We start from the raw sequence: 24,665 nt of genomic DNA, 5'->3' as shown, positions 1-24,665 counted from the left end.
CTCACGCTGCCGGTGCCTCGTCCGGCAGCAGCGCGTCCATGAACACCTCGTCCATCCGCTGCTTCGCCTTCAGCAGCCGGACATATTCCTCGTAATCGCGTTCGTTCCAGCCGTCCGAGTAGCGTGTCCGCGCCTCGGCGATCTCCGTCTCGATCGCGGGACCGACGTCCAGTTTCTCCGCCACGAGCGCGAGGTCGCGCCGCGCCTGTTCAGGCTCGGCTTTATGAGCGAGGAAGGAAAACGCAAGCGTCACCTCCCCAAGCTTCTTCACCACGGGTTCGAGGGCATCCTGCCGCAAGATGGTCAGCACCCGCGCGGAATCAAGGGCGTCCTCGTGCAGCGCGGCGTCCAGCAGCCGCTCGCGCACCTGCCGCAGCCGGATGGCGTTGACGGGGATGCGCACCAGCGTTTCGGACAGCGGGCGGATCATGTCGGGATAGAGGATCAGCCCGCGGAACAGCGCCGGGACGATCGTGACCTGGTCGATCCCGGCCTTGGAGATCGCCAGCACGCGCTCGGACACCGGCTGGTACGGCGCCTTGCCGCGCTTGCCGTTGTCGAAGGTGCGGAACGACTGGCTCGGTCGCTCGGGATGCGAGAAGTCCCACAACCGGGTGTTGAAGGCCGCGACATATTCCAGCCGCACCTCCTTGTCCGCGATCGTGTTGGCCAGCTCCCGCAGCCGGGCGCGCAGGCCCGCGCGCTGCTCCGGCGTGACCAGCGGTTCGGCCGCCAGCTCGTGCTTCCACAACCGGTCGACCAGCGCCTCGGGCTGGCGCGCCAGCTCCTCGAAAGCGGAGGCGCCGCCCTTCTTCATCACGTCGTCCGGGTCCTGCCCGTCGGGCAGCGTGACGAACGACAGGCTCTTTCCCGGTTGCAGCAGCGGCAGCGCGCGATGCGCGGCGCGGACCGCCGCCTTCTGCCCGGCGCCATCGCCGTCGAGACAGAGCGTCGGCACGTCGACCATCCGCCACAGCCGCTCGATCTGATGCTCGGTCAGCGCGGTGCCCAGCGGCGCCACCGCCTCCGCGATGCCGCCCTGCGCCAGCGCGATCGCGTCCATATACCCCTCGACCACGAACACGCGGTCGGCCTTGCGCGCGGCGGCGGACGCCCGGTCGAGGTTGTAGAGCGTGCGCCCCTTGTCGAAGAGCGGGGTGTCGGGCGAGTTCAGATACTTGGGCTCGCCCTCTCCGATGATCCGCCCGCCGAAGGCGATCACCTTGCCGCGCGCGTCCCTGATCGGAATCATCAACCGCCCGCGGAAGCGGTCGTACGGCTCCCGAGGTCCAGTTGGGCCGTCCACCTGGATCAGCAGCCCCGCCTCGATCAGCATCGCGTCGCCGAAGTCGCGCAGCGCGGTGCGCAGCTTGGAGCGGCTGTCGGGCGCATAGCCGATGCCGAACGCGCGCCGGGTCGCCTCGGCGATCCCCCGCCGTTCCAGCAATGCGCGCGCCTCCGCGCCGTCCAGCCCGCCCAATTGCGTCTCGAACCACTCCGCCGCCGCCTGCATCACGTCGTGCAGCGACTTCGCCCGCTCCGCCTTCTGCACCGCACGCTTGTCCTGCGCCGGCATCTCCAGCCCCGCGGCGGCGGCCAGTTCCTTCACCGCGTCGATGAACGGCAGCCCGCGCTGGTCGGTCATCCAGCGGATCGCGTCGCCGTGCGCCGAGCAGCCGAAGCAGTGATAGAAGCCCTTGTCGTCGTTGACGTAGAACGACGGCGTCTTCTCGTTGTGAAAGGGGCAGCAGCCCTTGTGCTCGCGCCCCGCCTTGGTCAGCTTCACCGTCTTGCCGACGAGCGCGGACAGCGACGTGCGTGCGCGAAGCTCGTCGAGGAAGGCGGGGGTGAGACTCATCGGCTGGCCGCGCCTAACGCACGTGCTTCGACAGGCTCAGCACGAACGGCTCCCGGGTCCACCGTTCGTCCTGAGCTTGTCGAAGGACGTGCGCCGTTCGAACATGCCAATCGAGATACGCGCTCCCAATCGCCGACGATCATCGCCTCCTTCTTGGCACGCGACCAGCCCTTGATCCGGCGCTCGCTTTCGAGAGCCTCGATCCTGCTAGGGAAACCCTGTGCCCATGCGAAGGTGACCGGCTGCCGCCGTGCCGTGTGGTCGCTTCCTTTGCCGTTCAGGTGCGCAGCGATGCGAGCGTCGAGTGCGTCTGTATGGCCGGCGTAGAAGCTGCCGTCTCCGCAGCGGAGAAGATACACCCAGAACGCCATCGTTCGCGCGTGCCACAGCGGGATGATTCGGTCGAGCATTTCGTGCGCCACACGTCCTTCGACAGGCTCAGGACGAACGGACCATCAGCCGGCCAAAGCCCCCTTCACCCATCCGCTCGCCTTGCTCATGTCCAACTGCGTGCCGTGCCGGGCCTTCAGTTCCGCCATCACCCGGCCCATGTCCTTCATCCCGCTCGCACCGATCTCCGCCTTGATCGCCTCGATCGCCGCCTTTGTCGCGGCCTCGTCCAGCTGCGCGGGCAGGAAGCGCTCGATCACCGCGACCTCCGCCTCCTCGGAAGCAGCCAGTTCCTCGCGTCCGCCCTTGCGGTACATCTCGATCGATTCGCGGCGCTGCTTCACCATCTTCTGCAGCACCTCCACGACCAGCGCGTCGTCGTCCTCCGGCGCCTTGCCAGCTCTTGATTGAGGGGCGCGCGCCTCGATGTCGCGGTTCTTCACCGCCGCCTGGATCAGCGAGATCGCGGCGCGCGTCTCCTTGTCGCCCGCCTTCATGGCGGCGATCTGCGCGGCCTTGATGTCGTCGCGTATCATGTCGTCTCGTCCCTTATGCGTTGACGCGCCGGTGCCGCGTCTCTAGCGGGCGGGGCTTAGCGACATCGCCGACAAGCTCAAGGAGTGCCCGCCGATCATGGCCGAGCCGACCATCACGCCTGCGTCCAAACCGGAAGGAGCGACGGGGGTCCTCGTCCTCGCCAATGGCGAGGTCGCGTGGGGCAGGGGCTTTGGCGCGGAAGGCGAGGCGGTGGGCGAGGTGTGCTTCCACACCGCGATGACCGGCTATCAGGAGATCATGACCGACCCGTCCTTCGCGGGGCAGATCATCACCTTCACCTTCCCGCATATCGGCAACGTCGGCGCCAATGCGGACGACGTGGAGGCAGATGCGCCGCACGCACTGGGCATGATCGTGCGCGAGGATCCGACCGCGCCGTCGAATTTCCGGGCAATGGAGAACCTTGACGGCTGGATGAAGCGGCACGCGCGCATCGGGCTTGCCGGCATCGACACCCGCGCGCTCACCCGCCGCATCCGCGCAGGAGGCGCGCCCAACGGCGTGGTGGCGCACTCGCCGACCGGCGAGTTCGATCTCGACGTCCTGCTGGCCATGGCGAAGGGCTGGCCCGGGCTGGAGGGCATGGACCTCGCCAAGAGCGTGACGCGCGAGACGCACGGGTCGTGGGAGGGCGGCGTGTGGCGGCTGGGCTTCGGTTACGAGGCCGCGGGAGAGGGCGAGCGTCCCCATGTCGTCGCGATCGATTACGGCAGCAAATTCAATATCTTTCGCAACATCGTGAAGGCGGGTGCGAAGGTATCGGTGGTGCCCGCTACCGCGACCTTCGACGAGATCATGGCATTGTCGCCGGACGGCATCTTCCTGTCGAACGGTCCCGGTGACCCCGCCGCGACCGGCGAGTACGCCGTGCCGGTGATCCGTCAGCTGCTCGACACGGACAAGCCGCTGTTCGGCATCTGCCTGGGCCACCAGCTGCTCGCGCTGGCGGTCGGCGCGCGCACCACCAAGATGTTCCAGGGCCACCGCGGCGCCAACCACCCGGTCAAGCGCCTCAGCGACGGCGCGGTCGAGATCACCAGCATGAACCACGGTTTCGCCGTGGAGCGCGAGAGCCTGCCCGCGAACGCGCGCGAGACGCACGTATCGCTGTTCGACGGCTCGAACGCGGGGCTGGAGCTGGACGGGGGGCGGGCGTTCAGCGTGCAATATCACCCGGAGGCGAGCCCGGGGCCGCAGGACAGTTTGTATCTGTTCGAGCGGTTCGTGGGGGCGCTAGGTAAATGAGCGTATTGGTCGCACTTGCCATGCAGGTTGCGGCGCAACCGGCCCAGCGTCGCCGTGAAGTGACCCAGGCTGACCTGCACGCAATGGCAGACGCATGTCATGTCCCGCACGAAGCGGTCGTCATGAATGGCAGTGAGGTGGTGTTTCGCGGCGGCCCGAATGTTGATTTCACTCAGACTGAGTGCGTGCTCAGAAAAGTCAGCGCCGTCGTGTCGATGAACAGAACCTCCTTCATCGGCAATGCACCAGCTTCGGAAGAGAACTAATGCCCAAACGCACCGACATCTCCTCCATCCTCGTCATCGGCGCGGGGCCGATCGTCATCGGGCAGGCGTGCGAGTTCGATTATTCGGGCACGCAGGCGATCAAGGCGCTGCGCGAGGAAGGCTATCGCATCGTCCTCGTGAACTCCAATCCGGCGACGATCATGACCGATCCCGAAGGGGCGGACGCCACGTACGTGGAGCCGATCACGCCGGAGGTGGTCGCGAAGATCATCGAGAAGGAGCGACCGGACGCGGTTTTGCCGACGATGGGCGGGCAAACCGCGCTCAACACGGCGCTGGCGCTGTTCCACGACGGCACGCTGGCCAAGTTCGGCGTGCAGATGATCGGCGCCGATGCGGAAGCGATCGACAAGGCGGAAGACCGGCTGAAGTTCCGCAACGCGATGGACAGGATCGGCCTGGAATCCGCGCGCTCGCACATCGCGCATACCGAGGCGGAGGCGCTGGCGGGGCTGGAGAAGGTCGGCCTGCCCGCGATCATCCGGCCCAGTTTCACGCTGGGCGGCACCGGCGGCGGCGTCGCCTACAACCGCGAGGAGTTCCTGGAGATCGTCCGCAAGGGGCTGGACGCCTCGCCCACGACCGAGGTGCTGATCGAGGAATCGCTGCTCGGCTGGAAGGAATATGAGATGGAGGTCGTCCGCGACCGTGCGGACAATTGCATCATCATCTGTTCGATCGAAAACATCGATCCGATGGGCGTCCACACTGGCGATTCCATCACCGTCGCGCCAGCGCTGACGCTGACCGATAAGGAATATCAGATCATGCGGAACGCCAGCATCGCGGTGCTGCGCGAAATCGGTGTGGAAACAGGGGGTTCGAACGTCCAGTTCGCGGTCAATCCGAAGGACGGCCGCCTGATCGTGATCGAGATGAACCCGCGCGTATCGCGCTCCTCGGCCTTGGCGTCGAAGGCCACCGGCTTTCCGATCGCGAAGGTCGCTGCGAAGCTGGCGGTCGGCTACACGCTGGACGAGATCGAGAACGACATCACCGGCGCTACCCCCGCGTCCTTCGAGCCGACGATCGACTATGTCGTCACGAAGATCCCGCGCTTCGCCTTCGAAAAGTTCAAGGGGGCGCAGGCGACGCTGGGCACCGCGATGAAGTCGGTGGGCGAGGTCATGGCGATCGGCCGCAACATTCACGAATCGTTGCAGAAGGCGTTGCGCGGGCTGGAGACCGGCCTGTCCGGCTTCAACCAGGTCGATCGCCTCGCCGGCGCGCCGCGCGCGGAGATCGAGGCGGCGCTCGCCTCGCCCACGCCCGACCGGCTGCTCGTCGCGGCACAGGCATTGCGCGAGGGCTTCACCGTCGCGGAGGTGAACGCGATTGCAAAGTTCGATCCCTGGTTCATCGAGCGGATCGCGGAGATCGTCGCCGCCGAGGCCGAGGTGATGAAGGACGGGCTGCCGATCGAGGCGGCCGGCATGCGCCGGCTGAAGGCGATGGGCTTCAGCGACAAGCGCCTCGCCTGGCTCGCGCTGCAATCCGCCAACCTGCGCGGCATGAGCCGCGGCATCGCGCGCGGCAGCGGCCTGATCCACGAGGCCGTGAAGGCGATGACCGGCGGTGTCACGGAGGAGGAGGTGCGCGAGCATCGGTGCAAGCTGGGCGTCCGCCCCGTCTTCAAGCGGATCGACACCTGCGCCGCCGAGTTCGATGCGAAGACTCCGTACATGTACTCGACCTACGAGGCTCCGTCCTTCGGCGAGCCGGAGAACGAGGCGCAGCCGTCCGATCGTCGCAAGATCGTCATCCTGGGCGGCGGGCCGAACCGGATCGGGCAGGGGATCGAGTTCGATTACTGCTGCTGCCACGCCTGCTTCGCGCTGGCCGATGCCGGGTTCGAGACGATCATGGTCAATTGCAATCCGGAGACGGTCAGCACCGATTACGACACGTCCGACCGGCTGTACTTCGAGCCGCTGACCGCTGAGGACGTGCTGGAGATCCTGCACGTCGAGAGCCAGGCGGGCGAGCTGGTCGGCGTCATTGTCCAATTCGGCGGGCAGACGCCGCTGAACCTGGCGCGCGCGCTGGAAAAGGCGGGAATCCCGATCCTCGGCACCTCGCCCGACGCGATCGACCTGGCCGAGGATCGCGAGCGGTTCGCGGCGCTCGTCAACCGCCTGAAGCTGCTCCAGCCCGCCAACGGCATCGCGCGCAGCCGCGAGGAGGCGCTGAACGTCGCCAACCGCATCGGCTATCCGGTGCTGATGCGCCCCAGCTACGTGCTGGGCGGCCGCGCGATGGAGATCGTCGACAGCGACCAGCAGCTGGAGGATTACATCCAGACGGCGGTGCAGGTGTCGGGGGACGCCCCTGTGCTGATCGACCAGTATCTGCGCGACGCGACCGAGGTGGACGTCGACGCGATCTGCGACGGGGACGATGTGGTGGTCGCCGGCGTGCTCCAGCATATCGAGGAGGCCGGCGTCCATTCGGGCGATAGCGCCTGCTCGATCCCGCCCTATTCGCTGTCGCCGGAGACGATCGCGGAGATCGAGCGGCAGACCGAGCTGCTCGCCCGCGGGCTCGACGTGAAGGGTCTGATGAACATCCAGTTCGCGGTGAAGGACGGCAGCGTCTACCTCATCGAGGTGAACCCGCGCGCGTCCCGCACCGTGCCGTTCGTCGCCAAGGCGATCGGCGCACCGATCGCGAAGATCGCCGCGCGCGTGATGGCGGGGGAGAAGCTGCGCGACCTGCCCGCGATCGACCGTGACATCGACTATTTCGCCGTGAAGGAGGCGGTGTTTCCCTTCAACCGCTTCCCCGGGATCGATCCGGTGCTGTCGCCGGAGATGAAGAGCACGGGCGAGGTGATGGGAATCGATCGTGATTTTACCACCGCCTTTGCCAAGTCGCAGCTCGGCGCCGGCACGCTGCTGCCCGCATCGGGCGCGGTGTTCGTCAGCGTGAAGGACGGGGACAAGCCCGCGATCCTGCCCGCGGTGCGCGACCTGGTGGCGGCGGGTTTCGCCATCGTCGCGACCGGCGGCACGGCGGACTATCTGGCGCGCGCGGGCGTGCCGGTGGAGACGGTGAACAAGGTGGCGCAGGGCCGGCCGCACATCGTCGACCGCATCAAGGACGGTGGCATCGCCTTGATCTTCAACACGACGGAAGGCTGGCAGTCGCTGAAGGATTCGCAGCCGATCCGCGCCAGCGCGGTGAACGGCAAGATCCCGTATTTCACCACCGCCTCCGCCAGCGTGGAGGCGGCCAGGGCGATCCGCGCCGATGCCCTGCGCAACCTTGAAGTGCGTCCGTTGCAGTCCTATTATTCGCAGCCGCACAACTGACCTCCGAGATTGTTCGAACGGTGGTGCGGGCGGCCCCGGCGGGGTCGCTCGGGGGAAAGCTTTTTTTGAAGGAAGTGCGCGATGGCGACGGTCGAGAAGATGCCGATGCTGCAGGAAGGCCATGACAAGCTGACTGCGGACCTGAAGCGCCTGAAGGCCGAACGCCCGCAGATCGTCGACGCGATCGAGGAAGCGCGCGCGCACGGCGACCTCAGCGAGAACGCCGAATATCATGCCGCCAAGGAGCGGCAGGGTCAGATCGAGGCGTCGATCGCGGACATCGAGGACAAGCTGAGCCGCGCGCAGATCATCGATCCGACGGAATTGTCGGGCGACAAGGTGGTCTTCGGTGCGACGGTCACGCTGCTGGACGAGGACGACAAGCCGGTCCGCTACCAGATCGTCGGTCAGACCGAGGCGGACGCGAAGACCGGCCGGATCAGCTACAATTCCCCCCTGGGCCGCGCGCTGATCGGCCGCAACGTCGACGACGAGGTCGAGGTGTCGGTGCCCGCGGGCGAGCGCTACTACGTCGTCTCGAAGGTGGAATTCATCTGAGTCGATCGGACCGCGGGTCGATGCGTGAAGGGCCGCCTGGGATGCCGGGCGGCCCTTTCGTCGTTCGGCTCCTCCAGGTGTTCCGGCCGATGTCGTGCCAGGGGTCTACGCACGACCGGTGTCCGCAGGGCCTTCGACGTCGCTCGGGCCGAACGGAGGGGCGGCTACGATCTTCCGGCCGATGCCAGGCATTCGCGCGGCTGGTCGCAGAGGATCGAGCCTGCGATGCCATCCATTCGTGCTGAGCCAAGTCGAAACACCGCCACCGTCGCGGACGACACCCGGTTTCGCCCGCGCCGACCAGCCGTACTAGGATAGTGCGGCCCCGACGTCCAAGGCGCCGGCACGCCTGGCCGCGTTACGCTCCCGCGCTTCGCGCCAGCACGTCCGGTTCCAGCAGGCGGTGCAGGTGCACCACCACGTACTTCATCTCCGCATCGTCCACCGTGCGCTGCGCCGCCGCCCGCCAGGCCTTTTCGGCACTGGCGTAATCTGGAAAGACGCCGACGATGTCGATCGACTTGAGATCGGCGAAGTCGAGAGTTCGCGGGTCGCTGACGCGCCCGCCGAAGACGAGGTGAAGCTTGCTCATGCCTGCGCTCTAGCGGGTTTCGCGGGCGGGTTGAACCGCCCGCGGAACGCTTATTGGCCCTTCGCCTGCTCGCGGCCGGCGTTCACCGCGGCCTTGCCGGCATTGCCCGCCGCCTTGGCGACGTTCGACAGCAGCGACCTGGCCTGGTCCTTCGCCGCGCCCTTGCTGAGGCCGAGGTTGTCGAGCTCGCTGCGCCCCGTCTCCTTCGCCGCGGCGAAGGCGGCGGCGGCGGTCGCGCCGACGCGCTTGCCCAGGGGGGCGAGCAGGTCCTTCTCCTTCTGCGATCGCGGCAGCACCGCGCCGACGATGGCACCGACGGCCGCACCGCCGATCAGGACGCCCAGCGGGTTCGTCTCCACCGCGCTCGACGCCTGCCGCGCCGCCTCGCGCGCCTTCTCCTTCACGTTGTCCACGCCGTCGCGGACCCGGCCGTGTTCGTCATTGCTGTGCTGCGGAGTGGTCATCGTTCTTCCTTTCGGTTTTCCTGAAGACGGCGGCGATGCGGCGCCGTCCGAAGAAGGCGGCGAGCAGCGCCACGCCGCCGGCGACGGTGGCGGGATTGCGCCTGGCGGCCTCCACCGACGCGCGGGCGGCGCGCCCGCCGCCGTCGGCGACGTGATGCTTCGCCTTCTGCACCAGCACTTGCGGATCGAGCTGCGCCTGCAACGTGTCGACGGTCTGCCCCAGCCGCTCGCGCGCCGCCTGCGCGCGCGCTTCCGCGCGGTTCAGCTCGGTCATGCCGACACCTTTCCGGCCAGCCGCGAGCGGCCGACCAGCGCGAGGACGAGCGCGACGGCGAGCACCACGCCCACCACCGCCAGCGTCGCCAGTCCCGGTCCGATCACGGTCGCCAGCGACAGGATGAGGCCGACCAGCAGCGCGACGAGCGCCGCCAGCGCCAGCACGCCCGCCGCGCCGAAGAAGACGGCGGCGGACTTGTAGCGCCCGGTCGCATCGGCGACCTTCGCCTTGGCCAATGCCACCTCGGCCGAGACCATCTCCCGCGCGTCGCCGGTCAGGCGGGCGACGAGCGCCGGAATGCTGTCGTCCTCGACGCGCGGGTGCAGGACAGGATCGTGCAGGTCCATCGCGTCAGGCGTTGCGCTGGTCGACGCCGGCGGTCAGCACCCGCGCGATGACGAAGCCGATCGCCGCCGCGGCGCCGATCGCGACCGCGGGGCTCTTCTTCACCAGCTCGCGCGCGTCCTCGACCAGCTCGTCCACGCTCTTGCCGTCCAGCGCGGTGGAATAGCCGCTCACCCGGTCGGCGGCGGCGCGGGCGTACTGGCCGTATTGCTCGCCCAGCTTCTCGTCCACCTGGCCCGCGGCGTCGGTCAGCATCTGCGACAGCTGCACCAGCGCGCTGGTGGCCTTCGCCTTGCCGTCCTCGGCGTAGAGGCGCGCCTTGTCGGTCGCCTGGCTGCGCGCGTCGGAGGTCTTCTCCAATACCGTCTGCTTGGCGCCGGCGATGCCGCCCGGCGCGTCGCCCTCCGCCACGAATTCGACGCCCGCGTCCTTCAGCGGCGCGGCGGGCTGGAAGTCGGCGTTCGCCGGCGGCGGGGTGATGTCCCCGTCGGTCAGCGGCGTCGGATAGTCTCGATCCTGATCGGCCATGTCGGTCCTCCTTGGTCAGCGCCACTAACCGCGGGTGCGTGCAGCGGTTCCCTCGCGTTGCAGCAGCGACGCACGCAGGGTAAGGCGCGGCCGATCCGCTACCTTTACCTGCGATAAGGGGAACGTTACGTGACCGCAATCATCGACCTTCATGGCCGCCGCATCATCGACAGCCGGGGCAATCCCACCGTGGAGGTCGACGTCCTGCTGGAGGACGGCAGCTTCGGCCGCGCCGCGGTGCCCAGCGGCGCGTCGACCGGCGCGCACGAGGCGGTGGAGAAGCGCGACGGCGACAAGGCGAAATGGGGTGGGAAGGGCGTCGACACCGCGGTCGACGCGGTCAACGGCGAGATCGCGGAGGCGCTGGTCGGCCTTGATGCCGAAGACCAGATCGAGATCGACCGTGCCATGATCGCGCTGGACGGGACGGAGAACAAGGGGCGGCTGGGCGCCAACGCCATCCTCGGCGCCAGCCTGGCGATCGCGAAGGCGGCGGCGGACGCGCGCGGCCTGCCCCTCTACCGCTACGTCGGCGGTGTCGCCGCGCACGTCCTGCCCGTGCCGATGATGAACATCATCAACGGCGGCGAACATGCTGACAATCCGATCGATTTTCAGGAATTCATGGTGATGCCCGTCGGCGCCCCGACGCTGGCGGACGCGGTGCGCTGCGGGTCGGAGATCTTTCACACGCTGAAGAAGGCGCTCCACGAGCAGGGGCTTGCCACCGCCGTCGGCGACGAGGGCGGCTTCGCGCCCAACCTCGCCAGCACCACCGACGCGCTCGACTTCATCATGCGCTCGATCGAGCAGGCGGGCTACACGCCGGGCGACGACGTCATGCTGGCGCTGGACTGCGCGGCCACCGAGTTCTTCAAGGACGGCAAGTACGTGATCTCGGGCGAGGGGCTGACGCTCGATCCCGGCGCGATGGCCGACTATCTCGCCGACCTCGTCGCGCGTTACCCGATCCTGTCGATCGAGGACGGCATGGCGGAGGACGATTTCGACGGGTGGAAGGCGCTGACCGACGCGGTCGGCGGCAAGGTGCAGCTGGTCGGCGACGACCTGTTCGTCACCAATCCGAAGCGGTTGCGCGACGGCATCGCGCGCGGCCTCGCCAACTCGCTGCTGGTGAAGGTCAACCAGATCGGCACGCTGACGGAGACGCTGGAGGCGATCCGCGTCGCGGAGCGCGCGGGCTACACCGCGGTCATGTCGCACCGGTCGGGCGAGACGGAGGATGCGACGATCGCCGACCTGGCCGTCGCGACGAACTGCGGACAGATCAAGACCGGCAGCCTCGCGCGCTCGGACCGGCTGGCCAAGTACAACCAGCTGATCCGCATCGAGGAGGAGCTGGGCGACGTGGCGCGCTACGCTGGCCGCGACGTACTGCGCACGCGCTGATCGCGCTTGCGTTTTCGCAGGGGCCGGGCGAGAATCGACGACGTGAGCAAGCGACGCCCGCCCCATCGCATCCGCACCCAGCTCCGCCGCGCGCTCGTGCCCGCGGCGGCGGTGGGCGTCATGCTGTTCTTCGGCGCCTATGCGGTGCTCGGCTCGAACGGCATCCTCGCGCTCGGCGACTACAAGCGGCAGATCGCGGCCCGCAACAAGCAGCTCGCCACGCTGTCGCACCGGCGCGAGACCTTGAAGAACCGCGTCGCGCTGCTCGACCCGCGCCACGCCAATCCGGACATGGTGGACGAGCTGGTGCGCAAGGAACTGAACGTCGCGCATCCGGACGAGGTGATCGTCCCGCTGAAGTGACGTGGTGGGCTCGCGAATGCGATGAAGAGTGCCGTCCGTGCTGAGCGAAGTCGAAGCACGGCCATCGGCGCGTGCCTTCGACTTCGCACAGGGCGAACGGATGCTGGTCTGTCGTTCCGGCGCGGTTCCTACCGCCCCAGGAACGCCAGCAGGTCGCGCGTCAGCCGGTCGCTCTCCGTCGCGAACAGCCCGTGCGGCGCGCCGTCATATTCCACCAGCTGCGCGTTCGCGATCCCCGCAGCCGCGGCGCGGCCGGAGGCGTCGATCGGCACGGTCTTGTCCTCCGTCCCGTGCAGCACCAGCGTCGGCACGCGGAATGCGGGCAGGTCGCCGCGGAAGTCGGTGTGGCCGAAGCTCTCCGCGCAGGCCAGCGTCGGCTTCAGCCCGGCCTGCATCGCCAGCCGCCACGCCCAGTCCAGCGTCTCCTGGCTGACCGGGCTGGTGACGTAGCCCACGCCGAAGAAGTCCTTGAAGAAATCGGCGAAGAACTTCGCGCGGTCCTTCTTGATGCCGGCGGCGATCTGCTGGAGCTGCTCCTCCGGCACGCCATCGGGATTGTCGTCGGTCTTCAGCATATACGGCACCACCGACCCGATCAGCCCGGCCGAGACCAGGCCCTTGCCGTCGTGCCGGCTCATGTACCGCGCCACCTCGCCGCCGCCCATCGAGAAGCCGATGATCGTGGCGTCCCGGTCCGCGCCCGCCGCCGTCATAACGTCGGACAGGTCGTCGGTCAGCGTGTCGTAGTCATATCCCGACCACGGCTGGCCCGACCGGCCGAAGCCGCGCCGATCGTAGGCGATGACGCGGAACCCCGCCTCCGCCAGCGCCAGCGCTTGCGGGTCCCAGCTGTCGGCGGACAGCGGCCAGCCGTGGACCAGAACGACCGGCCGGCCCGAGCCCCAGTCCTTCACGTAGATGTCGGTGCCGTCGCGCGTCTTGATGTAGGGCATGGGAGCCTCCGTGAATTGGAACCCGGCCAACGAGCGGACATCCGCCCCGTTCCCCACCTGGATCAACGACGCAGGTAGCGGAAATACCAGACTTCGTGCCCCTGCCGCCGCGCCTTGCGCTCGTAGCGCGTCTCCGGCCAGTCGTCGGGTCGGGTGAGGAAATCGGCCGGGGTGGCGGCCTGCCACGCGAAGTCGCGGCGCGCGTCCATCACCATCATCGACCAGCGGCAGTACGTCGGGTCGTCGGTGCCCAGGCGAAACTCGCCGCCGGGCTTCAGCTTGCGCGCGATCAGGTCGAGCGGGCCGTGGTTCATCATCCGCCGCTTGGCATGGCGCGCCTTGGGCCAGGGATCGGGATGGAGGAGGTAGACCCGCTCGAGCGAGGCGTCGGGCAGCCGCTCCACCACCTCCAGCGCGTCGCCCATGTGCAGGCGGACGTTGGTCAGCGCGCGGTCGCGCACGTGGCCCAGCGCGCCGACGACGCCGTTCAGGAACGGCTCGCACCCGATGAACCCCGTCCCCGGCGCCGCCGCCGCCTGTGCGGCGAGATGCTCGCCCGCGCCGAAGCCGATCTCCAGCTGGAGCGGCCGGTCGTCGCCGAACAGCCGCGCGGCGTCGAGCGGGCCTTCCTCGGGCAGCGACAGGCGGGGCAGCAGGTCCTCCACCAGCGCGGCCTGGCCGGCGCGCAGCGCGTGGCCCTGGCGCCGGCCGTAGAGGCGGCGGATCGTTGTGGGATCGTTCATGTCGCGCGGATTACCGGCTTCGCCCGCGAAACGGAATGGAAGGTTGGTGCGATGCGCGCGTGGGTGATCGGTGCCGTGCTGTTGGCGGGGTCGGCAGTGACGGGGGCGGGGGCCGGAGCCGGAGCGCAGCAGCCGCCGCAGTCGGTGTCGATGGTGCGCGCGGGGATGCGGACCGGCGGCGCCTGGTCGCCCGCGCTGTTCGTGTGCGATGCGATCGATCGCGACCGCGTGCTGGTGATGTCCGCACCGGACGCGCGGCGCCGCGTCACGCTGACGGCGCTGGAGAAGCCGGGGCTGGCGCCGGCGCGTGCGGCGCAGCTGCGCATTGGCGAGGGGGAGGCGGGCATGTCGCAGATGTGGATGCCCCTGCTCGACGCCGCCGGCGCGCAGGTCGGGACCATCCACTCGGTCAGCCCCGGCGTGGTGGAGCCGGGCGCCACCACGCCGACGGTCACGTCGCTGACGCTGAACGACGACACCGCCACCTGCCGCTTCGCGCCGCAGACGCGCGTGCTGGGCGCCACTGCGAAGCGCTCGATCCAGGTGACGCGGACCGAGCGTAGCGGCTATCGCTATCGTAGCTACGATTACGACACGAACCTGCCCGCGCTGTCGCAGCCGTGGGGCGGCCGCGACACGCGCGCGTCCACGACGATCGACGGCGGCCGGCTGGTCGAGCAGAGCGGCGACCGGCGCGTGTACGAGTTCCGCCGCGCCGGCTTCGTCTACCGCGTCCTCGCCTCCACCGACGCTGCCACGCCGGGCGGCGGGGTGGAGGTGTGGCAGGCCGGCCGACGCGTGCTGGCCGAGCCGTTCGGCGCCTACACCGCCGCGCTCCAGCCGTAGCGGGAGCGAAACGAGAGCCCGTCCGTTCGGCGGTGATGGAAGAGCGCGCCGCCGACGACGATATCGAGGAACTGAAGGCGGCGGACGCGAAGGACGTCCACCGCGCCGTGCGCGAGGAGGGCGAGGCCGAACTGCGCCGCTCCGCGCCCTCGCTGCTGTGGTCGGGCCTCGCCGCGGGCATCGCCATCAACGCCTCGCTGGTGGCGATGGCGATCCTCCACGCCGCGCTGCCCGAGGGGCCGGCCAAGCCGCTCCTCGTCGCGCTCGGCTACCCCATCGGCTTCATCATCGTCGTGCTCGGCCGGATGCAGTTCTTCACGGAGAGCACGATCACCGCGATGCTGCCGTTCGCGCACCGGCCGTCGCTGGACGGCGCGCGGCGGACGGTGCGGCTGTGGTCGCTGGTGCTGGTGGCGAACCTGGCGGGCACGCTGCTGACCACCGGCGCGCTGGTCCACCTCGGCCTCGTCGCGCCGGAGGTGCGGGCGGGCATGACCGGCGTGGCGGAATCGATGCTGGCGCACGATCCGATGCACACCTTCCTGGTCGGCATCCCGGCGGGCTTCCTGATCGCGGGCATCGCCTGGCTGCTTCCCAACGGGCGCGAGCAGGCGTTCCTCGTCATCTTCGCCATCACCTGGGTCGTCGGCGCGGCGGACTTCGCGCACTCGGTCGCGGGCTCCGCGAAGGCGTGGGTGCTGGCATGGGAAGGGCTGCTGTCCTGGCCCGGCGCGCTGTTCGGCGAGATCATGCCGGCGGTGGCGGGCAACCTGATCGGCGGCGCCGGGTTGTTCACGCTGCTGGCCCACGGGCAGGTGCAGGGCGAGCCGGAGGGCGATCGGGCATGAGCAAGAAGAAGAGCAGCGCGAAGAAGGCCGCGCACGCCGAGCACCGGGCGCTGGCGCCGCTGGTCGCGCTGCGCGACAGCCGGGCGGTGAAGGCGCTGGAGCCGCTGGCAAAGGCGAGCGACGAGCCGCCGCTGATGCTGCTGGCGCTTGGCACGCTGGCGGCGGGAACGCTGCTGCGCCGCCCGACAATGATCCGCACCGGCGCGCGGATGGTGGCGAGCCACCTGGTCGCGACCGGCGCGAAGACGCTGCTGAAGGCCGCGGTGGACCGCACCCGCCCGCACGCGGCCGGCGACCGTCCCAGCGTGAAGAAGGGCACGGGGACCAAGGACAAGAGCAAGAACGCCTTTCCCTCCGGCCACACCGCCGGTGCGGTCGCGGTCGCGCAGGCGGTGGCGCACGAGGTGCCCGGCGCCGCCCCGGCGGCGCGCGCGCTCGCCGGCACCGCGGGCGCGCTGCAGGTGCCGCGCGGCGCCCACTACCTGTCCGACGTGATCGCCGGCGCGGCGGTCGGCTGGCTGTCCGAACGGATCGCCGGTGTCGCGCTGAAGGCGGCCGACCGCGGGCGCATGCGCCTGCTCGACCGTCGCGCCGAGGAGGAAGCGGCGGCGCATCCCAGCTGATTTACTTGGCGTGGTGGCGGCGGATCGTGGCTTCGTCCAGGCGCAGGAACCGGGCGGCATTGTCGTACAGGATGGCGCGTTTCTGCCGGCGTGTCAGGAACGGCGCCTCCTCGATCACGCGGATCGACCGGCCGATCGTCTCGGGCCATACCATCTGGTCGGAGCCGAACATGATCCGGTCGCTGAAGCCGCCGTCCACCATCCCCTTCAGATATCGGTAGAAGGCCGCGCGAGGTTGCGACCAGACGATGACGCCGGTGTCGACGTACACCTGCGGGTGGACGTACATCAGCGCCAGCATGCGTTCGAGCATCGGATAGCCCGCGTGCATGACGTAGATCCGCAGCCTGGGATGCCGCAGCAGCACGCTTTCGAGCAGCAACGGATCGGATAGCCGCGCCTGGAACGCCATGCCGGGGAGATAGGCGGCGCCGGGCGGGCCCGGTCCGACGTGCAGCGCCACGGGCAGATCCAGCGCCTCCGCGGTCGTCCACAGTCCCTCCAGCCGCGGATCGTCGGGACCGATGCCGAGATATTGCGCCGGGATCTCGCCAATCACGGTCGCATCCCCGGTGCGCCGCAACGGTTCGGCGAAGCGGCGCAGCGCGGCAGCGTCGGCCAGCGTCTTTACGGGCGGGTCGATGCCGAACAGGATCCGTCCAGGCGCCAATGCCCTCCAGGCTCGCAATCGATCGGTGGGTCCGCTCACCACGCCGATCACGTTGTAGCGCCGCATTTCCGCCAGCGTCCTGTCGCGCACCGCGTCATCGGTCACCGGGGAAGTGACCGGATCGCGGCAGGGCGGATGGCGGAAATAATCGACCAGCGCGTCCGCCCACGGCTCGTGCCCGTCCCAGCGCGGCATCGGATCCAGCGGGGTGCAAACGGACAGGGGTGGCGGCCCCTGATCGTCCGCGCTCATGGCGTGCAGGTGCATGTCGATCACCGGCTCGCGTGCCGCGGCGGCCCCGGCCATCGCCGCCGCCAGCAGGAAAAGGATCCATCGCATCGTTTTTGCCCCCCGAGTCGGGAGCGTGACCGATGACGCGGCCGCCGCAAGTCCCTATCTGCATCGCCGTGCCGAAAAGACCTCCAGCCGGCTTGCCCACGCGCGAGCAGATCCTGTCCTTCATCACGTCCAGCGACGAGCCCGCGGGCAAGCGCGAGATCGCGCGCGCCTTCGCGCTGACCGCGCAGGAGAAGATCGCGCTGAAGGCCCTGCTGAAGGACATGGCCGACGAGGGGCTGATCGACTCGGCTCCGGGCCGCGCCTTCCACAAGATGGGCGGCTTGCCGAAGGTGACGGTGCTGCGCGTCGCCGACGTGGACGAGGGCGGCAATGTGTGGGCGGTGCCCGAGCGGTGGGAGGCGGAGACGCCGCCGCCGCGCGTCCGCGTGCGCGAGCGCAAGCGCGGCGCGCTGGGCGTCGGCCAGCGCATCCTGGCGCGGACGGAAGAAGTGCCGGCCCGATCGTCCCCCGGACGATCTGAAGCCGTCCGGGGGACGGCTTCACCGGCACTTGGCAGCGGCTGGATCGCGCATCCGATGAAGACGCTCCAGGCCGCGTCGGAGCAGATGATCGGGGTGCTGCGCGGTGAGGGAGACCGCCTGTGGTTGCAGGGCGTCGAGAAGAAGGAGAAGCGCGAATACGCAGTGTCCGACGCAGGCGGCGCGCAGGCGGGCGATCTGGTGCTGGCCGAGAAGGCGGGCCGCCCCCCGCGCGTCACCGCGCGCGTCGTGCAGCGACTGGGCGATCCCTTCGCGCCGAAGAGCTTCTCGCTGATCGCCATCCACCAGTTCGGCATTCCCGACCGCTTCGCCGAGGAAACGCTCGACGAGGCCGAGCGGGTGGCGCGTCAGCCCCTGGGTGAAGGCCGCGAGGACCTCACTCACCTGCCGATCGTCGCGATCGACCCGGCGGATGCGCGCGACCACGACGACGCGATCTGGGCCGCGCCCGACGACGATCCCGCCAATGCCGACGGCTGGACGGCGGTGGTGGCCATCGCCGACGTCAGCTTCTACGTCCGCCCGGGCAGCGCGCTGGACCGCGAGGCGCGCGCGCGGGGCAATTCGGTCTACTTTCCCGACCGCGTCGTGCCGATGCTGCCGGAGGTGCTGTCTGCCGACGTCTGCTCGCTGAAGCACGGCGAGGATCGCGCGGCGCTCGCCTGCCACCTCACGATCGCGAAGGACGGCACGCTGAAGGCGTGGCGCTTCTCTCGCGCGGTCGTGCGCATCGCGGCGAACATCGCCTACGAGGACGCGCAGGCAGCGGTCGACCGCGGCGACGAGGGCGAGACGCTGCGCGATCTCTGGTCCTGCTGGCGCGCGCTCGCCGCGGCGCGGGACCGGCGCGAGCCGCTAGACCTCGACCTGCCCGAGCGCCGCGTCGTGCTGGACGAGAAGGGCCGCCTCCTCTCCGTCGCCCCGCGCGAGCGGCTGGATGCGCACCGGCTGGTCGAGGACTTCATGATCGCCGCCAACGTCGCCGCCGCAAAGGCGCTGGAGGCGAAGAAGGCGCCGGTCATGTACCGCATCCACGAACCGCCCAGTCGGGAGAAGCTCGTCGCGCTAAAGGACTATCTCGCCACCTACGACGTCGCCTTCGCGCTCGGCCAGGTGGTGAAGCCCGCCACCTTCAACCGCATCATCGAGCGCGTGGGCGACGCCGAGTTCCGCCCGCAGGTGATGGAGCAGGTGCTGCGCACGCAGACCCAGGCCTATTACGGGCCGGGCAACCTCGGCCATTTCGGCCTGTCGCTCGGCAGCTACGCCCACTTCACCTCGCCGATCCGCCGTTACGCCGACCTGATGGTCCATCGCGCGCTCGTTTCCGCCTATGCGCTTGGTCCCGGCGGTCTGGCCGGCAACGAGGATTTCGAGCGCGCGGGCGAGGCGATCAGCGCGCTGGAGCGCCGCGCGATGGAGGCGGAGCGCGACACGCTCGACCGCTACGTCGCGGCCTATCTGTCCGAACGCGTCGGCGAGGTGGTGGAGGCGCGGATCACCGGAGTCACCAACTTCGGCTTCTTCGCCACGGTGGAGGGGGTCGGCGGCGACGGCTTGATGCCGGTGCGCGATCTCGGCGGCGAATATTTCCGCTTCGACGAAGGCGCGCGGCGGCTGGTCGGCGACGCCAGCGGCGACGTCTACGCCTCGGGACAGCGGCTGAAGCTGCGGCTGGCGGAGGCCAATCCGGTCTCCGGCGCGCTGCGCTTCGAACTGCCCGAGGGCCGCTTCGCCGCGCCGCGCGAGGATCGCGGGCGGGATCCGAAGCGCGTCCTCAAGCGGCGGGGCCGTCCCGCCAACATCCGTCACCAGGGAAAGCGTCGATGAAGCCCGATCTGAAAGACCGCGTGCTCGACCGGGCCACGCGCACGCGCAACAAGGTGGCGCTCGAGCTGCGCCGGCGGGGCGCGATCACGCGCGACACCGCGATCGAGATCGCCCCGGCGGAGGATGCGAAGCTGCTCGACCGCATGGTCGCCTTCGGCGCGGTGAAGGAGACGCCGGAGGGCCGCCACTGGCTGGACGAGCGCCGCTTCCTCGATTTCCGCAAGGAAGGGCTGGCGAGCGTGCTCGGCTACGTCGCGCTCGCCGGCTTCGCTGCCGCGGGCGCGCTCGCCGCAACGGGATGAGGGGCCGATCGCGGCTCGCGACCGTTTGTCACGAGCTTGTCGGAAGGACATGCCCAGGGCGCTAGTGCCTGACGCATGTGCTTCGACTTCGCTCAGCACGAACGGGGAGCGGCCGGCGCCTTGGGCACGGTCGGCTTCACGCCGCGGTGAAGCTCATCCCCGCGTGCCGCTCCAGCCGCGTGCGCAGCGCCGCGCCCATCAGCGCGCCGGGGGTCCAGATCCCGCCCGCCCCGGCCACGTCCTCGACCAGGCACAGCGCGCTCTCGCCCAGCATCTTGGACGTGCACCCGTAGCCGGGATCCCGGTTCCCCGTCACCACCGCCTCGCAGCGGCCGCCGTCCTCGGTCAGGCCAACGAACAGCACGTCGAAATGCCCGGCCTCGCGCTCCTCCCTCGACGGTCCCTCGCCGGGCTTCGGTCCCTTGTCGCTCGCCAGCGGGTTCAGCTTCGCCAGCGCCTCCGCCGCGGCCTTGCCGATATCGCCCAGCCCGGCGACGACCATCTCGTCGTAGACGATGTCGCCCCACGGCTGGCCCAGCAGGAAATTGGTGCGGTGGACGTTCTTCGTGTTGATGGGCGCCATGATGAACGGCGCGACCCAGGCGTTCAGCGTGGGATCGAATTCCGGGATCAGGCCGCTGGGCTGCGCCGGGCCCTTGTGCCCCGGGGTCAGCGCGAAGGGATCGGCCAGCAGCTTGACCAGCATCGGCTGGCGCGCCGCCGCCGCCAGCGTCGCCTTCAGGCTGGCCGCGGTGCCGCCGGAGAAGCCCCCCTTCATCTGCCGCACGCGCCCTTTCACGCGCCGCACCGGCGCGCCGAAGCGCCGCGCCGCCGCTTCCTGCAGCGTCAGCACGCCCAGGTCGAACGGGATCGAATCGAACCCGCAGGAGAAGACGATCCGCGCGCCCGTCCGCTTCGCCTCCGCCTCGTGCGCGTCGATCATCTCGCGCATCCAGGCGGGCTCGCCGCACAGGTCGACATAAGCGGTACCGGTCGCGGCGCAGGCGGCGACCAGGTCGCTGCCGTAGAGCTGGTACGGACCGACAGTGGAGATCACCACCTTCGTGCGCTGGCACATCGCGCGCAGCGAGGCGGGATCGTCGGCATTGGCGGTCAGCAGCGGCACGTCGTTGCCGATCCCCATCTCGGCGCGCAGCGCCTCCAGCTTGCTGAGCGACCGCCCCGCCATCGCCCACCGCCCGCGACCGGGGTGCGCGCTCGCGAGATGCTCCGCCACCAGCCGCCCGGTGAAGCCGGTGGCGCCGTAGACGATGATGTCGAAATCCTGCGCCATGTCGCTGGCTCCTCTCCTGTGTCGCGCGGGAGTGTAGAGGGTTCTCGCGAAGACGCGAAGACGCGAAGACGGCTGGTTGGCGCGGAGACGCGGAGGTGATCCGCTCGTGGTGATCCGCCGAGCCGCCATCGGCGGCTCCTTCAAAGCCTGAGGTGGCGGGAGGCTCGGCTTCGCCGAGATCTTCTTCTCCGCGTCTCCGCGCTTCCGCGCGAAGCAACTTCCTCTTCGCGCCTTCTCGCCTTCGCGCGAACCTCGATCATGCGTCGTGAAACTGCAGGCTCGCCAGCCGCGCATACAGCCCGCCCCGCGCCGACAGCGTCGTATGCGTGCCCTCCTCGACGATGCGCCCGGCGTCCATCACGACGATGCGATCCGCGGCGCGCACCGTCGCCAGCCGGTGCGCGATGACGATGGTGGTGCGGTTCGCCATCAGCCGCTCCAGCGCGTCCTGCACCAGGCGCTCGCTCTCCGCGTCCAGCGCGCTGGTCGCCTCGTCCAGCAGCAGCACGGGCGCGTCGCGCAGCAGCGCGCGGGCGATGGCGACGCGCTGCCGCTGCCCGCCCGACAGGCGAGCGCCGCCCTCGCCCAGGAACGTGTCGAGCCCCTCGGGCAGCGCGCGCAGGAAGTCCGCCGCGTTCGCCGCCTCCGCCGCGCGCCAGATCGCCGCATCGTCCGCCTCCCACGCGCCGTAGCGCAGGTTGTCGCGCGCGCTGGTGCCGAAGATCACCGTTTCCTGCGGCACCATCGCCAGCCGCGCGCGCACGGCGGTGGGGTCGGCCGCGGTCAGGTCGACGCCGTCGATCGTCACCCGCCCCTCGGCGGGGTCGTAGAAGCGCTGGAGGAGCTGGAACAGCGTCGACTTGCCCGCACCCGACGGGCCGACCACCGCCACCGTCTCGCCCGGTGCGATGGCGAGCGAGAAGTCCTGCAGCGCCGCTACCTCCGGCCTGGTGGGGTAACGGAAGGCGACGTGCTCGAACGCGAGGCGCCCCTGCGGCGGCTCGGGCAGGGGGAGCGGAGCCGCCGGCGCCGCGATCTCCGCCCGCTCCTCCAGCAGTTCGGACAGGCGCCCGGCCGCGCCCGCACCGCGCAGCAGGTCGCCGTAGACCTCGGTCAGCGCGCCGAACGCGCCGGCGACGATCCCGCCCGTCAGCACGAAGGCGGCGATGGCGCCGCCGGACAGCGCGCCGCTGGCCACGTCCTCCGCGCCTTCCCACAGCACCATCGTGATCGACCCGAAGACCAGCCCGATGACGATGGCGGTCATCGCGGCGCGCAGGGCGATGCGCTTCTGCGCCGCCGCCATGGTCGCCTCCACCGCCTGCGCGAAGCGCGACGCCTCGCGCCGTTCCTGCCCGAACGCCTGCACGATCTTCATCGCGCCCAGCGTCTCCGTCACCATCGATCCGACGTCCGCGATGCGGTCCTGCGACGTGCGCGAATAGTCGCGCACCTTGCGGCCCAAGAGCGCGATCGGCGCGATGATGAGCGGGATCCCGACCAGCAGCATCCCCGCCAGCTTGGGAGAGATGGCGAAGAGGTAGACGAGGCCGCCGACCGCGGTGAAGGCGTTGCGCAGCGCGATCGACACCGTGGAGCCGACCACCGTCTCGATCTGCGCCGTATCCGCGGTCAGCCGGCTCGCGATCTCCGAGGGTCGGTTCTCCTCGTAGAAGCGCGGCGCCAGCCCCAGCAGGTGGCGCTGCACCGCCTCGCGGATGTCGGCGACCACGCGCTCCCCCAGCCAGGAGACGTAGTAGAAGCGTACCGCCGTGCCGATCGCCAGCACGACGACGATCATCAGCATGTAGTGGAACGCGCCAGCCACCGCCGCCTCGCTGCCGCCGCCGGCGAAGCCGCGGTCGACCACGCGCTTGAAGCTGTAGGGGATGGCGATGGTCGCCGCGGACGTCACCGCCAGCGCGGCCCAGGCGATGGCGATGCGGCCGGGATAGCGCTTCGCGTGGCGCCACACGATCGCGAGATTGCCGATCCTGCGGGAGGGGGCGACGTCCGGAATGCTGGCCATGCGCGGCGGGTTAGGCGGGGCGTGGGCGGGTGGCAATGCCGCGCGGGGTCCAGGCCCGTGCGCGCGCGGCCGGTCCCCGTCGTTTCAGCGCGGCGTCACCGTGGCGACGATCACCGTCGTCAGCACCGATCCGGCGACGTCCTCGACCGACAGGCGCCAATGCCCTTCGTCGGCGAAGGCGGGATGCTCGGTGAGATACTGGCCGAGGTAGCGGACGGCCATGTTGCGCGCCTCGTCCACGCCGGCGGCGCGGATTTCCACCCGCTCCCGCCCACCGCCGCGCAGGTTGAGGTAGTAAAGGTCGCTCAATGATCGATCCTCGGCTTGGGGCCATGCGCCTGCGTGACGGGCGCTTCGGTGGCGAAGAAGGTCAGCTGGAACTGCGTCAGGTCGCGCTCGTCGGCGACGCGAATGGTCCACTCGCCCGTCGACCAGAAAGTGTCGGAGATGTCGAGCAGCAGGTTGCCCGCCACCCGGATCGCGTGGCGGCGCGCATCGGGCAGGTCGGCAAGCTCGACGCCCTCGTGATCCGGGAAGTCCTGCCCGTCCATGACATGGAAGAAGTAACGAGGCATGGGACCCTTCTGCCGGGATGGATGTGCCGCGCCCACCCGGGCAAGCGTCCCCTTTCGCGATCATTGACGCGTATCAGTCAGCCATGTTGGCCGAAAGGTCGAGGTTCCTGATCTAGATCGGCGTCCCGGCGTTTCCGCTCCGACGCGACAGGCGTGTCAGGTCCTCCGCCGTGTTGACGTTGGGCACCGTCACCCCCGGCATCACCGCGTGCAGCCCGGCCGATCGGGCCCATCGCCGGATCGAGCGATCGCCTCCGTCCGCGAGATGCGCGATCAGCCCGCTCGCGAGCCGCGCCGGCCAGCGGCCCACGGTGGGCGCCTCCGCCGCGAAGGCGCCGTCGCGCGCCAGCAGCGCGGCGAGCAGGTCGGCAGGGAGGAACGGCGTGTCGCACGCGGTGGTCAGCACGGCGTCGAAGCCGTGCGCCTCGGCATGGAGCAGCGCTCCCGCCAGTCCGCCGAGCGGGCCCAGCCCCGGCGCGGGCCGATCGGCGATGGTCGGCACCGGTGCGGCATCGCGGCCACATACGACGAGCGCGGCACAGTGCGGCGCCAGGCTGGCGAGCGCGTGGTGGAGCAGCGTCGCGCCGTCGAGCAGCGCCAGCGCCTTGTCCGAGCCGAAGCGGGTCGCGCGCCCGCCCGCCAGCACGGCACCGAGGATCTTCGTCATCGACGGAAGATAGCATGGATCCGGGCGGCTGACCGCCCTCCGCGAGGGGAGGGCGGAGCGCCGATGGATCAGAGCGCGGTCACGACCGCGCCGACCACCAGCGCCTGGGCCGCGATGGCCAGCATGGTGCTGGCGGCGGCTTCGAACATGCGCATGGTGTGGTCTCCTGCCGGGTCATCCCGGCAGTGGCGATATGGCCACACCCGTGTTGCACCGCAACAACCGTGCGTAACAATCTTGCTTGCGTGCGATGCAATCGT

27 protein-coding genes are annotated in these 24,665 nt (G+C 69.8%); 11 read left to right on the top strand and 16 right to left on the bottom strand.

Going from position 1 to position 24,665, the window contains the following annotated elements; all coding sequences use genetic code 11:
• Position 1: 1 nt before the first annotated feature.
• The 3 genes from dnaG to HBH26_RS00465 are packed head-to-tail and all read right to left on the bottom strand — an operon-like array spanning position 2 to position 2,784.
• Positions 2-1,858, bottom strand: a complete 1,857-nt coding sequence (gene dnaG / locus HBH26_RS00475) for a DNA primase (protein ID WP_168132599.1) — start codon at positions 1,856-1,858, stop codon at positions 2-4.
• On the bottom strand, positions 1,855-2,268 hold the full coding sequence (locus HBH26_RS00470; RefSeq protein WP_239024488.1) for a GIY-YIG nuclease family protein: 414 nt from the start codon (positions 2,266-2,268) through the stop codon (positions 1,855-1,857). The genes dnaG and HBH26_RS00470 overlap by 4 nt, the downstream gene beginning before the upstream one ends.
• A 45-nt stretch (positions 2,269-2,313) precedes the next feature.
• A complete protein-coding gene (locus tag HBH26_RS00465) occupies positions 2,314-2,784 on the bottom strand; it encodes a GatB/YqeY domain-containing protein (protein ID WP_168132598.1) in 471 nt (156 codons plus the stop codon).
• Between the two features lie 97 nt (positions 2,785-2,881).
• Here HBH26_RS00465 and carA point away from each other — a divergent pair, with 97 nt between their 5' ends.
• The 4 genes from carA (at position 2,882) to greA (ending at position 8,207) form a co-directional block, all read left to right on the top strand.
• Positions 2,882-4,051 (top strand): glutamine-hydrolyzing carbamoyl-phosphate synthase small subunit, encoded by a 1,170-nt coding sequence (gene carA, locus HBH26_RS00460; RefSeq protein ID WP_168132597.1) that lies wholly within the window; start codon positions 2,882-2,884, stop codon positions 4,049-4,051.
• Positions 4,048-4,317 (top strand): hypothetical protein, encoded by a 270-nt coding sequence (locus HBH26_RS00455; protein ID WP_168132596.1) that lies wholly within the window; start codon positions 4,048-4,050, stop codon positions 4,315-4,317. The genes carA and HBH26_RS00455 overlap by 4 nt, the downstream gene beginning before the upstream one ends.
• Positions 4,317-7,649, top strand: coding sequence for a carbamoyl-phosphate synthase large subunit (gene carB / locus HBH26_RS00450; RefSeq protein WP_168132595.1), 3,333 nt, complete (start codon positions 4,317-4,319; stop codon positions 7,647-7,649). The genes HBH26_RS00455 and carB overlap by 1 nt, the downstream gene beginning before the upstream one ends.
• 81 nt (positions 7,650-7,730) lie before the next feature.
• Entirely contained in the window at positions 7,731-8,207 is a 477-nt protein-coding gene (greA, locus tag HBH26_RS00445) for a transcription elongation factor GreA (RefSeq protein WP_168132594.1), read from the top strand.
• A gap of 358 nt (positions 8,208-8,565) precedes the next feature.
• Here greA and HBH26_RS00440 read toward each other — a convergent pair whose 3' ends face one another.
• Genes HBH26_RS00440 through HBH26_RS00420 form a run of 5 tightly spaced genes read right to left on the bottom strand, consistent with a single transcriptional unit; the run spans position 8,566 to position 10,413 of the window.
• The gene (locus tag HBH26_RS00440; protein WP_168132593.1) at positions 8,566-8,799 is read right to left on the bottom strand and encodes a DUF4170 domain-containing protein; all 234 of its coding nucleotides are present in this window, start codon (positions 8,797-8,799) and stop codon (positions 8,566-8,568) included.
• Between the two features lie 50 nt (positions 8,800-8,849).
• Positions 8,850-9,263: a hypothetical protein gene (locus HBH26_RS00435; protein ID WP_168132592.1), complete on the bottom strand. Its 414-nt coding sequence runs from the start codon at positions 9,261-9,263 to the stop codon at positions 8,850-8,852.
• Positions 9,238-9,537, bottom strand: coding sequence for a DUF3618 domain-containing protein (locus tag HBH26_RS00430; RefSeq protein WP_168132591.1), 300 nt, complete (start codon positions 9,535-9,537; stop codon positions 9,238-9,240). The genes HBH26_RS00435 and HBH26_RS00430 overlap by 26 nt, the downstream gene beginning before the upstream one ends.
• A complete protein-coding gene (locus HBH26_RS00425) occupies positions 9,534-9,887 on the bottom strand; it encodes a phage holin family protein (protein WP_168132590.1) in 354 nt (117 codons plus the stop codon). Before HBH26_RS00425 ends, HBH26_RS00430 begins: the two co-directional genes overlap by 4 nt.
• A gap of 4 nt (positions 9,888-9,891) precedes the next feature.
• Positions 9,892-10,413 (bottom strand): hypothetical protein, encoded by a 522-nt coding sequence (locus HBH26_RS00420; protein ID WP_168132589.1) that lies wholly within the window; start codon positions 10,411-10,413, stop codon positions 9,892-9,894.
• Positions 10,414-10,542: 129 nt separating this feature from the next.
• On the opposite strand from HBH26_RS00420, the gene eno reads away from it, so the two are divergent.
• Positions 10,543-11,823 carry a phosphopyruvate hydratase gene (gene eno, locus HBH26_RS00415; protein WP_168132588.1) on the top strand — a complete coding sequence of 427 codons (1,281 nt, stop codon included), beginning with the start codon at positions 10,543-10,545 and terminating at the stop codon, positions 11,821-11,823.
• A 120-nt stretch (positions 11,824-11,943) separates the two neighbouring features.
• A complete protein-coding gene (locus HBH26_RS00410; protein WP_168133028.1) occupies positions 11,944-12,186 on the top strand; it encodes an FtsB family cell division protein in 243 nt (80 codons plus the stop codon).
• A 128-nt stretch (positions 12,187-12,314) separates the two neighbouring features.
• Here the strand turns inward: HBH26_RS00410 and HBH26_RS00405 are convergent, their stop codons facing one another.
• Positions 12,315-13,139: an alpha/beta fold hydrolase gene (locus tag HBH26_RS00405; protein ID WP_168132587.1), complete on the bottom strand. Its 825-nt coding sequence runs from the start codon at positions 13,137-13,139 to the stop codon at positions 12,315-12,317.
• Positions 13,140-13,201: 62 nt separating this feature from the next.
• Complete coding sequence (trmB, locus tag HBH26_RS00400; protein WP_168132586.1) at positions 13,202-13,882, bottom strand: tRNA (guanosine(46)-N7)-methyltransferase TrmB; 681 nt, start codon at positions 13,880-13,882, stop codon at positions 13,202-13,204.
• Between the two features lie 51 nt (positions 13,883-13,933).
• Here trmB and HBH26_RS00395 point away from each other — a divergent pair, with 51 nt between their 5' ends.
• The 3 genes from HBH26_RS00395 to HBH26_RS00385 are packed head-to-tail and all read left to right on the top strand — an operon-like array spanning position 13,934 to position 16,199.
• A complete protein-coding gene (locus HBH26_RS00395) occupies positions 13,934-14,728 on the top strand; it encodes a hypothetical protein (protein ID WP_168132585.1) in 795 nt (264 codons plus the stop codon).
• A gap of 35 nt (positions 14,729-14,763) precedes the next feature.
• Positions 14,764-15,576 (top strand): formate/nitrite transporter family protein, encoded by an 813-nt coding sequence (locus tag HBH26_RS00390; protein ID WP_168132584.1) that lies wholly within the window; start codon positions 14,764-14,766, stop codon positions 15,574-15,576.
• Entirely contained in the window at positions 15,573-16,199 is a 627-nt protein-coding gene (locus tag HBH26_RS00385) for a phosphatase PAP2 family protein (RefSeq protein WP_168132583.1), read from the top strand. Before HBH26_RS00390 ends, HBH26_RS00385 begins: the two co-directional genes overlap by 4 nt.
• Position 16,200: 1 nt before the next feature.
• On the opposite strand, the gene HBH26_RS00380 is transcribed toward HBH26_RS00385, so the two are convergent.
• Positions 16,201-17,208, bottom strand: a complete 1,008-nt coding sequence (locus HBH26_RS00380) for an amidohydrolase family protein (protein ID WP_168132582.1) — start codon at positions 17,206-17,208, stop codon at positions 16,201-16,203.
• Between the two features lie 32 nt (positions 17,209-17,240).
• Between HBH26_RS00380 and HBH26_RS00375 the strand changes: the two genes are divergently transcribed.
• On the top strand, positions 17,241-19,538 hold the full coding sequence (locus HBH26_RS00375; RefSeq protein WP_209308247.1) for a ribonuclease R family protein: 2,298 nt from the start codon (positions 17,241-17,243) through the stop codon (positions 19,536-19,538).
• Entirely contained in the window at positions 19,535-19,840 is a 306-nt protein-coding gene (locus HBH26_RS00370) for a hypothetical protein (RefSeq protein ID WP_168132580.1), read from the top strand. Before HBH26_RS00375 ends, HBH26_RS00370 begins: the two co-directional genes overlap by 4 nt.
• Positions 19,841-19,976: 136 nt before the next feature.
• On the opposite strand, the gene HBH26_RS00365 is transcribed toward HBH26_RS00370, so the two are convergent.
• From HBH26_RS00365 to mobA, 5 genes are all read right to left on the bottom strand, one after another.
• Positions 19,977-21,134, bottom strand: coding sequence for a saccharopine dehydrogenase family protein (locus tag HBH26_RS00365; RefSeq protein WP_168132579.1), 1,158 nt, complete (start codon positions 21,132-21,134; stop codon positions 19,977-19,979).
• Between the two features lie 256 nt (positions 21,135-21,390).
• Positions 21,391-23,163, bottom strand: a complete 1,773-nt coding sequence (locus tag HBH26_RS00360) for an ABC transporter transmembrane domain-containing protein (protein ID WP_168132578.1) — start codon at positions 23,161-23,163, stop codon at positions 21,391-21,393.
• Between the two features lie 84 nt (positions 23,164-23,247).
• Entirely contained in the window at positions 23,248-23,472 is a 225-nt protein-coding gene (locus HBH26_RS00355) for a DUF6894 family protein (RefSeq protein ID WP_168132577.1), read from the bottom strand.
• The gene (locus HBH26_RS00350) at positions 23,469-23,738 is read right to left on the bottom strand and encodes a DUF6894 family protein (RefSeq protein WP_168132576.1); all 270 of its coding nucleotides are present in this window, start codon (positions 23,736-23,738) and stop codon (positions 23,469-23,471) included. Before HBH26_RS00350 ends, HBH26_RS00355 begins: the two co-directional genes overlap by 4 nt.
• Before the next feature lie 112 nt (positions 23,739-23,850).
• Positions 23,851-24,405, bottom strand: a complete 555-nt coding sequence (mobA, locus tag HBH26_RS00345) for a molybdenum cofactor guanylyltransferase (protein ID WP_168132575.1) — start codon at positions 24,403-24,405, stop codon at positions 23,851-23,853.
• Between the last annotated feature and the right edge of the window lie 260 nt (positions 24,406-24,665).

The organism is Sphingomonas corticis (assembly GCF_012035195.1).
Classification (GTDB): Bacteria; Pseudomonadota; Alphaproteobacteria; order Sphingomonadales; family Sphingomonadaceae; genus Sphingomonas; species Sphingomonas corticis.
The sequence above is the reverse complement of the archived record's forward strand: the minus strand, read 5'-3'. Positions and strand labels throughout refer to the sequence as shown.